This window comes from Methylobacterium sp. UNC300MFChir4.1 (assembly GCF_900110155.1).
Lineage (GTDB): Bacteria > Pseudomonadota > Alphaproteobacteria > Rhizobiales > Beijerinckiaceae > Methylobacterium.
The window spans coordinates 63,048-76,780 of the sequence record NZ_FOCS01000018.1 but is presented as its reverse complement, the minus strand read 5'-3'; the positions used below and the strand labels follow the sequence as shown (position 1 = coordinate 76,780).

15 protein-coding genes and 2 pseudogenes are annotated in these 13,733 nt (G+C 72.8%); 10 read left to right on the top strand and 7 right to left on the bottom strand.

Annotated elements, in window-relative coordinates; all coding sequences use genetic code 11:
- Nucleotides 1–15: 15 nt before the first annotated feature.
- The gene (locus tag BMY19_RS21820; RefSeq protein WP_100252935.1) at nt 16–1,410 is read right to left on the bottom strand and encodes a cytochrome P450; all 1,395 of its coding nucleotides are present in this window, start codon (nt 1,408–1,410) and stop codon (nt 16–18) included.
- A gap of 122 nt (nt 1,411–1,532) precedes the next feature.
- Between BMY19_RS21820 and fumC the strand changes: the two genes are divergently transcribed.
- From fumC to BMY19_RS21800, 4 genes are all read left to right on the top strand, one after another.
- On the top strand, nt 1,533–2,942 hold the full coding sequence (gene fumC / locus BMY19_RS21815; RefSeq protein WP_020091298.1) for a class II fumarate hydratase: 1,410 nt from the start codon (nt 1,533–1,535) through the stop codon (nt 2,940–2,942).
- A gap of 62 nt (nt 2,943–3,004) precedes the next feature.
- On the top strand, nt 3,005–3,202 hold the full coding sequence (locus BMY19_RS21810; protein ID WP_042672647.1) for a DUF4169 family protein: 198 nt from the start codon (nt 3,005–3,007) through the stop codon (nt 3,200–3,202).
- A 137-nt stretch (nt 3,203–3,339) separates the two neighbouring features.
- Nucleotides 3,340–3,564, top strand: a complete 225-nt coding sequence (locus tag BMY19_RS21805) for a ribbon-helix-helix domain-containing protein (protein ID WP_020091300.1) — start codon at nt 3,340–3,342, stop codon at nt 3,562–3,564.
- Between the two features lie 82 nt (nt 3,565–3,646).
- A complete protein-coding gene (locus BMY19_RS21800) occupies nt 3,647–4,273 on the top strand; it encodes a ParB-like protein (protein WP_020091301.1) in 627 nt (208 codons plus the stop codon).
- A gap of 25 nt (nt 4,274–4,298) precedes the next feature.
- On the opposite strand, the gene BMY19_RS21795 is transcribed toward BMY19_RS21800, so the two are convergent.
- Entirely contained in the window at nt 4,299–4,715 is a 417-nt protein-coding gene (locus BMY19_RS21795; protein ID WP_020091302.1) for a PRC-barrel domain-containing protein, read from the bottom strand.
- A 120-nt stretch (nt 4,716–4,835) separates the two neighbouring features.
- Between BMY19_RS21795 and mepA the strand changes: the two genes are divergently transcribed.
- Entirely contained in the window at nt 4,836–5,756 is a 921-nt protein-coding gene (gene mepA, locus BMY19_RS21790) for a penicillin-insensitive murein endopeptidase (protein ID WP_020091303.1), read from the top strand.
- A 44-nt stretch (nt 5,757–5,800) separates the two neighbouring features.
- Here the strand turns inward: mepA and BMY19_RS21785 are convergent.
- A pseudogene (locus tag BMY19_RS21785) lies at nt 5,801–6,436 on the bottom strand (helix-turn-helix domain-containing protein); the annotation flags it as partial.
- A 55-nt stretch (nt 6,437–6,491) separates the two neighbouring features.
- On the opposite strand from BMY19_RS21785, the gene BMY19_RS21780 reads away from it, so the two are divergent.
- The 3 genes and pseudogenes from BMY19_RS21780 to BMY19_RS21775 form a co-directional block, all read left to right on the top strand.
- Complete coding sequence (locus BMY19_RS21780; protein ID WP_100252908.1) at nt 6,492–8,018, top strand: FAD-dependent monooxygenase; 1,527 nt, start codon at nt 6,492–6,494, stop codon at nt 8,016–8,018.
- Nucleotides 8,019–8,027: 9 nt separating this feature from the next.
- Nucleotides 8,028–8,195, top strand: coding sequence for a hypothetical protein (locus tag BMY19_RS30995; protein WP_170863015.1), 168 nt, complete (start codon nt 8,028–8,030; stop codon nt 8,193–8,195).
- Between the two features lie 333 nt (nt 8,196–8,528).
- Nucleotides 8,529–9,011 (top strand): annotated as a pseudogene (locus tag BMY19_RS21775) (PAS domain-containing protein); the annotation flags it as partial.
- A 41-nt stretch (nt 9,012–9,052) separates the two neighbouring features.
- On the opposite strand, the gene BMY19_RS21770 reads toward BMY19_RS21775, so the two are convergent.
- Nucleotides 9,053–9,373, bottom strand: a complete 321-nt coding sequence (locus BMY19_RS21770; protein ID WP_020091308.1) for a hypothetical protein — start codon at nt 9,371–9,373, stop codon at nt 9,053–9,055.
- A gap of 198 nt (nt 9,374–9,571) precedes the next feature.
- On the opposite strand from BMY19_RS21770, the gene BMY19_RS21765 reads away from it, so the two are divergent.
- Together BMY19_RS21765 and BMY19_RS21760 are read left to right on the top strand one after the other, a co-directional pair.
- Nucleotides 9,572–10,249 (top strand): HAD family hydrolase, encoded by a 678-nt coding sequence (locus BMY19_RS21765; RefSeq protein WP_042673332.1) that lies wholly within the window; start codon nt 9,572–9,574, stop codon nt 10,247–10,249.
- Between the two features lie 407 nt (nt 10,250–10,656).
- Complete coding sequence (locus BMY19_RS21760) at nt 10,657–10,938, top strand: hypothetical protein (RefSeq protein WP_042673333.1); 282 nt, start codon at nt 10,657–10,659, stop codon at nt 10,936–10,938.
- An 8-nt stretch (nt 10,939–10,946) separates the two neighbouring features.
- On the opposite strand, the gene BMY19_RS21755 is transcribed toward BMY19_RS21760, so the two are convergent.
- The 3 genes from BMY19_RS21755 to argH all read right to left on the bottom strand — a co-directional run bounded on the left by BMY19_RS21755 (nt 10,947) and on the right by argH (nt 13,698).
- Entirely contained in the window at nt 10,947–11,675 is a 729-nt protein-coding gene (locus tag BMY19_RS21755; RefSeq protein WP_056524404.1) for a hypothetical protein, read from the bottom strand.
- A 108-nt stretch (nt 11,676–11,783) separates the two neighbouring features.
- Nucleotides 11,784–12,065 (bottom strand): hypothetical protein, encoded by a 282-nt coding sequence (locus BMY19_RS21750; RefSeq protein WP_042673334.1) that lies wholly within the window; start codon nt 12,063–12,065, stop codon nt 11,784–11,786.
- A 253-nt stretch (nt 12,066–12,318) separates the two neighbouring features.
- Nucleotides 12,319–13,698 carry an argininosuccinate lyase gene (gene argH, locus BMY19_RS21745; protein ID WP_091675547.1) on the bottom strand — a complete coding sequence of 460 codons (1,380 nt, stop codon included), beginning with the start codon at nt 13,696–13,698 and terminating at the stop codon, nt 12,319–12,321.
- Between the last annotated feature and the right edge of the window lie 35 nt (nt 13,699–13,733).

Sequence of the window (13,733 nt, the reverse complement as noted above, 5' to 3'; positions counted from 1 at the left end):
AACCCGTCAACCCGCTCACGCCCGCCGCTCGGCCTCCATCCGCAAGCCGTGCTCCGGCCGGAGCGTCACCCGGTGGAGCGGCGTGACCGGCGGGTGATCCGCCGGCAGCCGGAAGCGCACCGCCCGGACCACGTGGGCCAGCACGATCACCGCCTCCTGGATCGAGAAGCTCTGGCCGATGCAGACCCGCGGCCCCGCCCCGAACGGCAGGTAGGCGAAGCGCGGGATCGCGTCCCGGTTCTCGGGCAGGAACCGCTCCGGCACGAAGGCCTCCGGGTCGTCCCAGAGCAGCTGGTGGCGGTGGAGCACCCAGGGCGCCACCATCACCAGCGAGCCCCGCGGCACCTTGATCCGGCCGAGCCGGTCGTCGCGGACCGCCTGCCGGCTGAGGAACGGGACCGGCGGGAACAGCCGCATCGCCTCCTCGATCACCGCCCGGGTGAAGGGCAGGCGCTCGACGGCGAAATCCCCCGGCCCGGCCGCGTCGACCTCGGCCTCGACCCGCGCCTGCGCGGCGGGATCCTGCGACAGGCAGTAGAGCGCCCAGGTCAGGGAATTGGCCGTGGTCTCGTGGCCGGCGGCGATGAAGGTGACGATGTTGGCCTTCACGGCGAGGTCCGAGAGCCCGTTGCCGGTCTCGGGATCCTGCGCGGCGAGCAGGAGCGTCAGCAGGTCCCGCGGCGCCTCGCCCCGCCCCATCAGCGCCTTGCGCCGGGCGATCAGTTCGTCGACCACCTCGGCGAAGAAGCGCCCCGCCGGGCGCGCCCGCAACCGGCCGATCCGCGGCACGAAATCGGGCACGCCGAACACGTCGAGGGGGTCGATCGGCCCGACGGCCTCGAGGAAGCGCGTGATCGCGCGGCCCAGCGCGTCGGGATCGCTCGGCAGCCCTTGCGTGAAGATCGTCCGCTCCAGCACGTCGAGGGTGACGCGGGTCATCTCCAGGGCGACGTCGACCCGCTTGCCGTCGCGGCGGACGAGGCGGCGGCCGAGCCGCGCCCCGGCGGCGTTCATCGCGTCGGAGAAGCCCTGGACCGTGCGGGCGTTGAAGATCGGCGCCAGCGTCCGGCGCTGGAGCCGCCACTCGTCGCCCTCGGCGCTGAGCAGGCCGTTGCCGAGCCCCGGGGCCAGCACGCGGCGCTGGAGGTCGTCCTTGCGGTAGCCGTCGGGGTTCTCGATGAGCAGGTAGCGGATCAGCGCCGGGTCGCTCACCAGGGTGATCCGGCCCATCGCGCCCTCGGCCGCCACGACCGGCAGCTTGAAATGCGCGTCCATCCAGGTGGTGATCGGGTTCTTGCGCGCCGCCCGCAGGAACTCGAACAAGCCGAGCGGCTCCTTCAGCGGCGGCGGCACGACGGGGCGGAACCGGGTGCCGGCCATCGGTTCGGAGAGATCGATCGTGGCGCTCATCGGCTCCTTGTCCGGCGGGAACAGAGCCCCGCCCTTGTCGGCGCGCCGGGGAAAACCGGCATCGCGATTCACCCGCGCCTCATTTAAGTAGGCACCGCACTGCACCAGACGTAGAGGCCACGATGTCGCCCACCGAGACCGCCACCCGCACCGAGTCCGATACCTTCGGTCCGATCGAGGTCCCGGCGCATCGCTACTGGGGCGCGCAGACGCAGCGCTCGATCCAGAACTTCAAGATCGGCACCGACCGGATGCCGGCGCCGCTCGTCCACGCCCTCGGCGTCGTGAAGCAGGCCGCCGCCCTGGTGAACAAGGATCTCGGCGCCCTCGACCCGAAGCTCGCCGACGCCATCGCGGCCTCGGCCGCCGAGGTCGTTGAGGGCCGCTACGACGACGAGTTCCCGCTCGTCATCTACCAGACCGGCTCGGGCACCCAGTCGAACATGAACGCCAACGAGGTGATCGCCAGCCTCGCCAACGAGCGCCTGGGCGGCCAGCGCGGCGGCAAGTCGCCGGTCCACCCGAACGACCATTGCAACCGCGGCCAGTCCTCCAACGACACCTTCCCCACGGCCATGCACATCGCGGTGGCCCGCGAGATCCAGGGCCGCCTGCTGCCGGCACTCTCCCACCTCCACGCCGCCCTCGACGCCAAGGCCAAGGCGTTCGACGCGATCGTCAAGATCGGGCGCACCCACCTGCAGGACGCGACGCCGGTCTCCCTCGGCCAGGAATTCTCCGGCTACGTCGCGCAGGTCGCCCTCGGCGGCTCGCGGGTCGCCGCGACCCTGCCGGGGGTGCTGGCGCTCGCCCAGGGCGGCACGGCGGTCGGCACCGGCCTCAACGCCCATCCGGAATTCGCCGAGCGCTTCGCCGCCAAGGTCGCCGAGCTGACCGGCCTGCCCTTCACGTCGGCCGAGAACAAGTTCGAGGCGCTCGCGACCCACGACGCCCTGGTGTTCACGCAGGGCGCCCTCTCGGCGCTCGCCGCCGGCCTGTTCAAGATCGCCCAGGATATCCGCTTCCTCGGCTCGGGCCCGCGCTCCGGCCTCGGCGAGCTGTCGCTCCCCGAGAACGAGCCCGGCTCGTCGATCATGCCCGGCAAGGTCAACCCGACCCAGTGCGAGGCCCTGACGATGGTCTGCGCCCAGGTGATCGGCAACGGCACCACGGTGAGCTTCGCCGGCTCCCAGGGCAATTTCGAGCTCAACGTGTTCAAGCCGGTGATCGCCAACGCTGTGCTGCAGTCGATCCGCCTGCTCGCCGACGCGGCGGTGAGCTTCACCGACAATTGCGTCGTCGGCATCAAGGCCAACGAGGACAAGATCGCCGACCTGATGAGCCGGTCGCTCATGCTGGTCACCGCGCTCGCCCCCTCGATCGGCTACGACAAGGCCGCCGAGATCGCCAAGACCGCGCACAAGAACGGCACGACCCTCAAGGAGGAGGCGCTGCGCCTCGGCTACGTGACCGAGGCGGAGTTCGAGCGCGTGGTCCGGCCGGAGACCATGCTGGCCCCCAGCGCCGATTAGTTTCTTGGGTATTTGGCCGGCGCGGGTGTCCTGCGCCGGCCGCCATTGCCGGGAGGCGATCCATGGCCGAGATCATCAACCTGCGTCAGGTCCGCAAGGCGAAGGCCCGCGCCGAGGCCGACACGAAGGCCGAGGCCAACCGGATCGCCTTCGGGCAGCCGAAGAAGGCCAGGACCCTCCAGCAGCGCCGCAAGGCCCTGGAGACCGAGCGGCACGAGGGCCACCGCCTGGAGCGGGGCGAGCCCGATCCGGCGGACTGAGAGCAAATCCGGATGCAGCAGCCCCATCGTCCTCGCGAGCGGAGCGAAGCGATCCAGTCGCGCCACGCCGACCAGGGTCGCGCTGCCCTGGATCGCTTCGCTCCGCGCGCGAGGACGGGACGCGCAGCCGCCTCGCCATGAGCCCGGGCATCACCAAGCGCTCCGTGATGATCGCCGGCCACCGGACCAGCGTGTCCCTGGAGGACCCGTTCTGGGCGGCCCTGCGGGCGATCGCGGAGGCGCGGGGCCAGTCGGTCCAGGCCCTCATCGGGCACATCGACGCCGGCCGCGACGGCCAGAACCTGTCCTCGGCGATCCGCGTGTTCGTGCTGGAGGCCGTCCGCGCGATGCCGGAAACGTGAGCGCCGCACGCCCTGGCCGCTCTCCCGATCCTGAATAGGTGTCTGACGATCGCGTGACAAATCCACGCACGAAGGAGACCCCATGGCCAGTAGAGAGCCGCTGCTCAAGACCATCCCGATCGCGGAGCTGCGCCCGACGCAGATGACCGTGGGCTACCGGGAAGTGGCGGAGAAGCGGCGGCGCTGGCGGGAGTACGACGGCGAGAAGAAGAAGGAATTCCTCGGCGCCCACATGATCCCGACGCTGCTCGGGCCGAAGAAGCGCCACTACATCATCGATCACCACCACCTCTCCCGCGCCCTGCACGAGGAGGGCGTCGAGAACGTGCTCGTCACCGTGGTGGCCGACCTGCACTACCTCGACAAGGACGCGTTCTGGACGGTCTGCGACCACAAATCCTGGACCCACCCCTACGACGCCGACGGCGTGCGCCAGCACTTCGACGACATCCCGAAATCCGTCGACGCCCTGGTGGACGACCCCTATCGCAGCCTCGCCGGCGAGCTGCGCCGGGCCGGCGGCTTCGCGAAGGACACGACGCCGTTCAGCGAGTTCCTCTGGGCCGACTTCCTGCGGCGGAACATCAAGGAGAAGCGGATCGAGAACGACTTCTCCTCGGCCCTGGAGCGGGCGATGTCGCTGGCCAAGTCCAAGGACGCCGACTACCTGCCCGGCTGGTGCGGGCCGGTCACGCGCCACGTCCGCTGAGACCCGCAGACGGTCGCGGCGCCGCCTAGATGCCCCAGTAGGGCGCCGCGTCGTAGTAGCGGTGGATCTGCTCCTCCCAGGCGCCGTCCGCGGCCGGATCGGTGCCCTCGGGTGTGCGGGCCGGGGCGGCGCGCAGCTGCGCCTCGGTGATGTCGACCACGTAGGCGTCCTGCTGCGGCTCGAACCGCAGCACCGACCAGGGCAGCGTGTAGAAGTCCTCGCCGAGGCCCAGGAACCCGCCGAAGCTCATCACCGCGTAGGCGACCCGGCCCGAGACCTTGTCGAGCATCAGCCGCTCGATCCGTCCGACCCGTGTCCCGTCGGGCCGACGGACATCCGTCCCGATGACCCGGTCGCTGGCGATCAGGCGGCGGGGCTCCCGGCCGGCCGGGTTCGCCGTGCCGGGCTGACCGGTGTCCGTTCCCGTTCCCGTGGCCGTCATCGCCGCCTCCCGACCGTTTCCGCGCGACGCGCGCCGTCTGCCCGAAAAACGCCCCGCCCCTGGGCCACGTTCCGGCGGGCGCCCGCGCCCGCCCTCTCCAGCCGGACGAACAGCCCCCGCATGCCGATGCCGCGTTTCGCCCAGAGCCTCGCGCTCGCCGCCCTGCTCCTGCCCGCCGCCGCGCAGGCCCAGGATCGCGGCAGCGTCAATCCGAAGCCGCTGCCGCCCCTGGAGCATCCGGACGCGCCCTCGACGCCCGCCAAGGCGCTGTTCGGGCGGGTCACCAAGGCGTCCTCCGGTCCGGCCCACATCTACGGCTTCTACGCCAAGGGCTGCTTCGCCGGCGGCGAGGCGCTGCCGCTCGACGGGCCGAACTGGCAGGTCATGCGCCCGTCCCGCAACCGGATGTGGGGCACGCCCTACCTCGTCGACTTCATCGAGCGGCTGTCGCAGAAGGCCGCCCGGGTCGGCTGGCCCGGCCTCCTCGTGGGCGACATGGCCCAGCCCCGGGGCGGCCCGATGATCACCGGCCACGCCTCGCACCAGATCGGCATCGACGCCGACGTCTGGCTGACGCCGATGCCCGACCACCGCATGAGCCGGGCGGAGCGCGAGGAGACCTCGGCCACCGACATGGTCCGCCGCGACCGCCTCGACATCGATCCCCAGGTCTGGACGCCCACGCACCTGCAGCTGATCAAGATCACCGCCGAGCAGCCGGAGGTGGAGCGCATCTTCGTCAACGCGGCGATCAAGAAGGCCCTCTGCCGCGACGCCGCGGGCAGCCGCTGGATGTCCAAGGTCCGCCCGATGTACGGGCACAATTACCACTACCATATCCGGCTTTCCTGCCCGGCCGGCCAGGAGGATTGCCAGCCCCAGGGCGCGCCGCCGCCGGGCGACGGCTGCGACGACCTCAGCTACTGGTTCTCGGACGCGGTGCTCCACCCGAAGCCCCCGAAGACGCCGCCGAAGGCCAAGCCCGCCATGACCATGGCGGCGCTGCCCGCCGCCTGCCGGGCGGTGCTGAAGGCACCGTAGGCCGGGACCCCGGGGATGGTCGCCGCTCCGGGCGCGGCCGCCTCCGCGTAGGGCGTGCCGGCCAGCGCCGCCGCGAGGCCGGCCGTCCCCCGGTCGATGACCGCCAGGAAGGCGGCATTCGCCGCCTCCGTCCGCCGCGTCGCCCGGAAGGTCCGGTGCGCCCGGAGGAAGGCCACGCTCCAGGTCGCCAGCAGCAGGCCGGCCGCCAGGTCGGCGTCGGGATCCTCCGGCCCGCGCCCGACGGATTCGGCGAGCGCGACCCGCACCACGCCCGCGAGTTCGTCCCGGATCGCCCGGGCCCGGGCCTTGAGCGTCTCGCTCCCGGCCGCCGTCGCGACGAAGGCGCCGCTGCGCGCCGAGAATTCCACGACCGGGTTCCGGCCCGTCACCAGCCGGTGCGCCAGCTGGCGGAGCGTCTCGACCGGCGCGACCCGGGGATCGCGCTGCCGCAGGGTCTCGCGCAGGAGTGCGCGCCCCTCCTCGTCGCGGTCGTAGAACATGTCCTCCTTGCGGGGGAAATGGTTGAACACGGTCATCCGGCCGACATCGGCAGCCGCCGCGATCTCATCCACCGTCACAGCGTCGAAGCCGCGCTCCAGGAACAGCCGCGTGGCGGCGTCGGAGATGGCTTGCCGGGTGGCGAGGCGCTTGCGGGACCGGCGATTGGGAGGCGTTGACATGCCCCGCCTCATACCACATCCATTCATGGACTGAGTATAAAAATGGATTAAGTCGATGGATGAGCCTGTCGACGTCGTCGTGGTTGGAGCCGGGCCGGTCGGGCTCCTCACCGCCATCGAGCTGACCCTCGGGGGCGCGCGCGTCCGGGTGCTGGAGCGCCTCACCGAGCCGAGCACCACCATCAAGGCGCTGGGGCTCGGCCCCCTGGGCGTCGAGGCGCTGCAGCGGCGGGGGATGGGCGCGGCGATCGAGGCCGCCGAGGCGCGGAGCCTCGCAGCGATGGACCGCCTGCCGGGTCAGGTCGGCGGCGGCCCGCGCGGGGCGCAGTTCAGCGGCCATTTCGGCTTCCTGTTCATCCGCCGCGGCCCGCAGGCGGAGCCGGACCGGCGCATGCGCGCGGTCGATCAGCAGAGCCTCGAAGCCATGCTGCTCGACCGCGCCGCGGCGCTCGGGATCGACCTCCGCCGCGGCTGCACTCTCACGGGCTTCACAGAGGCGGCCGACGGGGTCGAGGTGGCCTGGACCGCGCCGACGGGCGACGCGCGCGTCCGCTGCGCCTATCTCGTCGGCTGCGACGGCGGCCGCAGCGCGGTCCGCAAGATGGCCGGCTTCGCCTTCCCCGGCACGCCGCCGACGCTCACCATGTACCAGGCGATCGCCGATCTCGACGATCCCGCCGGCACGCTGCCGGTCGGCTGGCACCGCGGGCCGGGGGGCGTCTACGGCCACGGGCCGTTCCCGCGCCGCCTGTTCATGCTGGATTTCAGCGGCCCGCCGGCCGACCGGCAGGCGCCCGTCACGCGCGACGAGATCGAGACCGCGCTGCGCCGGGTCAGCGGCACGGACGTCCGCGTCGCCCGGATCGCGGTCGCGAACCGGTGGGGCGACAACACGCGCCTCGTCGACACCTACCGCCGGGGCCGCGTGCTGCTCGCCGGCGACGCGGCGCATGTCCACGCGCCCTTCGGCGGCCAGGGCCTGAGCCTCGGCCTGGGCGACGCCGCCAATCTCGGCTGGAAGCTCGCCGCCGTGCTGCGCGGGGAGATGCCCGAGACCCTGCTCGACACCTACACGGCCGAGCGGCGCCCGGTGGCCGAGGCCGTCACGGCCAACACCCGCGCCCAGGCGGCGATCCTGCGGCCCGATCCGCAATCGGGCGCGCTGCGCGACCTGATGGCGCGGCTCCTGGAGAGCGACGAGGTCAGCCGGATCCTCGGCGGCCTGATGCGCGGCCTGAGCGCCCGGTACGATCTCGGCTCGGCCGAGGACGCGGTCGGCCGGATGGCCGGCGACGGGCCGCTCGGCGCCGGCGGCGCGACGCTCTACGGCGCGATGCAGGACGGCCGGGGCCTCCTCGTCGACGGCAGCGCCGACGGCGCGGCCTCCCGGATGGTCGCCGCGGCGACGGGCCGGGTGACCTGCGTGGCGGTTCCGGACGGGCCCTCGACGCTGGTCCGCCCCGACGGCTGCATCGCCTGGACGGGCGCGGCAACGGCCCTCGACGGCCTGCGGGAGGCGGTGGGCCGCTGGTTCGGCCCGTCACCGGCCGGGCCGCTCGGCGCGCCGGCTCCGATGTGCTAACCGCCCCGGATGCCCCGCTGGCTCTTCATCCTCCTCGCGACCGCCCTCGCCCTCTCGGTCCTCGGCAGCGTCCTGATCGTGCTGCGCAGCCCGAACAGCACGCCGCCCCTGCGGGGCGGCGCCGCCGGCGCCCCGGTGCCGGGCCCGCAGACGCGGCCCGACAGCCGGAGCCCGTGAGGCTCGGGCGGCGCCGCCGGTTCCCGCCGGGTCGCAACAGCCGGCCGGGTTCTCGACCGGGTTCTTGGCCCGGTTCTTGGCCAGCTTCTTGGCCAGCTTCTTGGCCGGGGCCTGCTGGTGGCAGGCCCCCGCGAAGCGGTGCGCCAGCGGCCCGCCTCCCGGTCTCGGGCGCCGCCCGATATGGGGAGGCGGGGACCGCCGGACGACGTTCGGCGCCCGCCCTCCGTGAACCGCGCCGCGAGAGACTGGACCGCGCGGGCAAATTCCGGCTTGGTGCCCCGACGACGCGGGTCGGACGGCCGCCCTGCGCGGCGCTGTGAGGGGCTGATCCGGATGGAGACGGGCGGGACCGCCACGAGCCACGTGCCGGACGACCTCAAGGCGGAGGCGCACCGGGGCGATCCCTTCGCGGCCGCCGTGCGGGCGACCCGGATGCCGATGATCATCACCGATCCGGCCCAGCACGATAACCCGATCGTCTTTGTGAACGACGCCTTCCTGAAGCTGACCGGCTACACCCGGATGGAGGTGGTCGGCCGCAATTGCCGCTTCCTGCAGGGGCCCGACACCGAGGCGGCGGCCGTCGACCGCCTCCGCGCGGCCGTCCGGCGGGAGGAGGACATCCGGGTCGACCTCCTCAACTACCGCAGGGACGGCTCGACCTTCCAGAACGCCCTCTACGTCGGCCCGGTGCGGGACGAGGCGGGACGGGTGGTCTACTTCTTCGCCTCGCAGCTCGACGTCAGCGAGCACTACGCGCTGACCGCCGAGATCGAGCGGCTGAAGGCCGCCCTGGCCGAGGCCGAGGCCAAGCTCGCGGCCCGCTAGGCCGCCCGGAGGATCAGGGCTTCGTCGGATCAGGGCTTCGTCAGGAACCCGATCGGCTCGCGGCCCGGCTGGCCGAGCCAGAGCAGGACCGCGCCGAGGCCGAGGCCGATCAGGGAGGCCGGCGCCAGGGTGAGCGGCAGGCCCAGGATGTGCCAGAGCCAGGGCGCCGCCCCCTCCACGCTGCCCTGCAGGGCGCTGGCCTTGTCCTTGAACAGGGTGGCGATCACGTCGGAGAGCGGCGTCACCCGCAGCCCGTTGTTGGCGATGGAGCGGGCGCCGTCGTAGACCAGCGCGACGAAGCCGCCGGCCATCAGCAGGAAGCCCAGGACGCGGGCCAGGAAGCGGAACATCGCGGGGCCTTCTGAGCCTTGCCTTACGGGCCGTGGGTGCCGGATCGGCGCGCCCGCCCCGGGAGTATGGGGCCGCGCCGCAAGGTGCAAGCGCCCGGTCAGTGCCCGGGGCGAGCGTCGATCCGCGCGGTTGCGGGGCCCTCGGGCCCGTGCCACAGGGTCGCCCGGCGGCGGCGGGCCGTGCGGGAACGGTCGACCTTGGACGCGCGCGCGACGAATCTCGGCCTCGTGATCTTCGATTGCGACGGCGTCCTCGTGGACAGCGAGCCCCTGAGCCTCGCCTGCCTGACGGCCGGGCTCAACCGGATCGGCGTGGACATCGACTTCGCCACCGTGCGGGCGCGCTTCACCGGCACCGCGATGCCCTCGATCATGGCGCATATCGCGAGCGACTACGGCGTCACCGCCCCGGCCGGCTTCGTCGAGGCGGTGAAGGCCGAGACCCTGGCGCTGTTCGACGCGGAGCTGCGGGCGATGCGCGGCGTCGCCGAGGCGGTCGCCGCCGTGGGCCTGCCGGTCTGCGTCGCGTCGAGCAGCGACCCGGTGCGGCTGCGCCACTCCCTGACGCTGACCGGGCTGCTCCCCCTGTTCGGCGACCGCGTCTTCTCCTCGGCGCAGGTGGCGCGGGGCAAGCCCTTCCCCGACCTGTTCCTGTTCGCCGCCGAGCGGATGGGCGTCGCTCCGGCGGCCTGCCTCGTGATCGAGGACAGCGTTCCCGGGGTCACGGCGGCCCGGAGCGCCGGCATGCGGGTCGCGGGCTTCACCGGCGGCGGCCACTGGGGTCACGACCCGGCGGGCGCCGGGCTCGCGGAGGCCGGCGCGGCCCGGATCTTCTCGGACTTCTCCGACCTCGCCGCGGTGATCGCCGCGGCCTGAACGATCCGCCTCCCGGACGCGCGCCCGGGACCGGCTTCCTGCCAGGCCGGCCCTCGAAATCGGAAGTCCGTTCCGTTGACGGTGCGCCGTGCCGCGCCCATCTTCAGGGGTGCCAGCCCGGCCGCGCACTTCGGGTGCGCGACAGGACAGGCCGCGGTCCTTTGAGAAGCGTAGCTTGCGCCGCGTGATCAAACGCTAAAGCACTGCGCCGGCCCCGTGCCGCGCGGTCCTTCAGTCTGGAGGACGTCCGATGGTCACTCGCACATCGTCCCTTCGATACCCGCTCCCGATCGCCCCCTGCTGCCCCGCCGCCCGCCGGCGCTGTCGACGCTGAGCCCCGTCGATCCTCCGCAGCAGCCAACGCGATCCGGCACGGCGACCGGCCGGCCCAGGGAGTTCCCGATCCGATGCACAGCCTCGCAGAGTACAAACCCGAAGACCGTCCCGACCTCGCGGACCCGGCCCTCGGCCCGAGCGAACCCGCCCGGGTGATCGAGATCGGTGAGGTCACCGCCGGGATCGCCGTCCCCGAGGGGCGCGGCGTCCGGTTCTTCTCGTCCGCGCGCGACTTCGACGGGCTCGACGGCGCCGTGTTCCGCACGGCCGAGCAGGCCGCCCGCGCGGCCCGCGCGCGCATGAGCGCCCGGTCCCCCGACCGGTCGCACCGGCCCGCGCTGCGGCGGGCCTGACCCGCCCGCTACTTGCTGCACTCGTCCCGGGTGCGCTTCATGGCCTCCGCGAATCCGCCGAGCGCGTACTCGTCGCTCGTCGGGTTCCCGCGCATCGACGTGGCCTTGATGATGATCTTCGGGTTGCGGGCGCTCATCTCGGAGACGACCCGCGCCTCCTCGGCGGGGTTCTGCAGCCAGGCATTGCCGTCCTTGACCACGAGGCCGTAGCGGCTGGCGCCGAGGTTGAGGCTCGGGTCGGTCGGCGCGGCCGCGGAGCCGGGCTTGACCTGGGAGGCCGCGGGCTTCGACGGGAAGCCCAGCATCACCGCCACCTCGTTCTGGATGTTCTCGCCCTTGCGCACGCTCACGAACAGGTAGGCGGTGTCGCGCTTCAGGGTCTTGGGCGAGCGCGTCTGCGGCTGCGCGATCGCGTAGCAGAGCTTGTTGCGGCCGTCGCCGTTCACGAACACGTTCCAGTCGCCGAAGATCGCCACCGGGGTGGCCTGCTGCATCCCCGGCGGGGTCGCGGTCTTCTTCTCGGCGCGCTTGCTCCGCTCGCGGCCGTGCCGCCGCCCGCGCCGCGACGGGGCCGCGTCGCCGCCCCCCGCGTCCGGGGCCGCCGCCGCGTCCTGGGCGTGGGCCGCGGTCGCGACCAGGCAGGTCCCGCCGAGCACACCTCCGACGAGGCCGGTAACCAGCCCGGAGGCGAGCAGGGCGAGAGCTCCGACCGGGAGCGAGCGGGGGACGCGGACCATCTTCACTTCCTGACGACGGGCGGCTCCGTCAGGAGCCGGACCGGGGTTCGGGATTAGTGAAGCTTGCGTAAAACGTCGGCAAGATGGCGAGGCGGGATCCGTCGACAATCAGACGGCGCGGGCTTCCGTCGCCCGGGCCGCGATGACGCCGGCCGGGACCGGCAGCGCCTCGACCGCCGGGCCGGCGGGCACCGCGATCGCGTTCGGCCGGACCGGCGGAGCGGCCTTGCGGGGCGGATCGTTGTAGGGGGTGTTGTAGCCCTTGCGCACGGCGGCCCAGTAGGACTCGCGCGTCAGGCCCGAACCGGTCAGGGCGGCGTCGATCATCGCCGTGGCGTGCGCCGCGAAATCCGGCACCTCCTCCGTGTTCAGCCAACTCTCGACAGGCATCCTGCGAACTCCGATCCAGACGGCGAAGCTTGTAGCTGAGCGGACTTAGCCAGACGGTGAACGCGCGGGCGGGCCGAGGGTTGCAATGCACAATTTTGAGCGGTCCTGTGGATGAGCGGGGGCCCGTTACCCGATCCGAGGCGACCGGGGGGCCACCCCACGGTCGGAGCGGCGGGCCGCAGGCCCCCGGCAACCCTCAGGGGCTAGCGGCGCGAAGCGCCAGCCGGCGCCAGCCGGCGCCGGTCGCGACGGCTCAGCCCAGCCGCTCGATCCAGGCCTGCGCCTGGCGCCGGACGTTGTCGGGCGCGGTGCCGCCGTAGCTGGTGCGGCTCGCCACCGAGTTCTCGACGCCCAGCACCGCGTAGACCGCCTCGGTGATCCGCGGCTCCGCCTCCTGCATCTCGGGCAGCGACAGCTCTTCGAGCCCGACGCCCTTGGCGGAGGCCGCGCCGACGAGGCGGCCGGTGACGTGGTGTGCCTGACGGAACGGCAGCCCGAGCTCGCGCACCAGCCAGTCGGCGAGGTCGGTGGCGGTGGCGTAGCCGGAGCCGGCGGCTCGGCCGAGCACCTCGGCGTTGGGCTCCAGGTCCTTCACCATGCCGGTCATGGCGGCGAGGCACAGGGACAGGGCCTGGAGCGCGTCGAACGTGCCCTCCTTGTCCTCCTGCATGTCCTTCGAGTAGGCGAGCGGCAGGCCCTTCATGACGATGAGCAGGCCGGTCAGCGCGCCGATGATCCGGCCGCTCTTCGCGCGCACCAGCTCGGCGGCGTCGGGGTTGCGCTTCTGCGGCATGATCGACGAGCCGGTCGTGAACCCGTCCGACAGCCGCACGAAGTTGAACTGGGCCGAGGTCCAGACCACCAGCTCCTCGGCGAAGCGCGACAGGTGCACGGCGCAGATCGAGGCCGCCGCCAGCGCCTCCAGGGCGAAGTCGCGGTCGGCGACCGAGTCGAGGGAGTTGGCGGTCGGCCGGTCGAAGCCGAGGGCCGCCGCCGTGGCGTGCCGGTCGATCGGGAAGGACGTTCCGGCGAGCGCGGCGGCGCCGAGCGGGCACTCGTTGAGCCGCGCCCGGGCGTCGCGGAACCGGCCCCGGTCGCGGGCCAGCATCTCGACATAGGCGAGGCAGTGATGGCCGAAGGTCACCGGCTGGGCCGACTGGAGATGGGTGAAGCCCGGCATCACGGTGCCGGCGTGCTTCAGCGCCGCCTGGCTGAGGGCGCGCTGCAGGTCGGCGGCCTGCTGGTCGAGGGAATCGAGGGTGTCGCGCACCCAGAGCTTCATGTCGGTGGCGACCTGGTCGTTGCGCGAGCGCGCCGTGTGCAGGCGCCCGGCGGCCGGGCCGACGATCTCGGTCAGCCGGCTCTCCACGGACATGTGGATGTCCTCGAGCTCGCGCTTGAACGCGAAGCTTCCACCCTCGATCTCGTCGCGCACGGACTTGAGCCCGGCCTCGATCGCGGCCACATCCTCCGCCGGCAGGATGCCGGCTTGGCCCAGCATCGCCACATGCGCCAGCGAGCCGCGGATATCCTGGGGCGCGAGGCGCTTGTCGAACCCGATGGAGGCGTTGATCTCCTCCATGATCTCCGCCGGGCCGCTCGCGAAGCGGCCGCCCCACATCCGGTTGCTCATGTCGATCCTTCCGCGCCCTGACCGTCCCGAGGCCC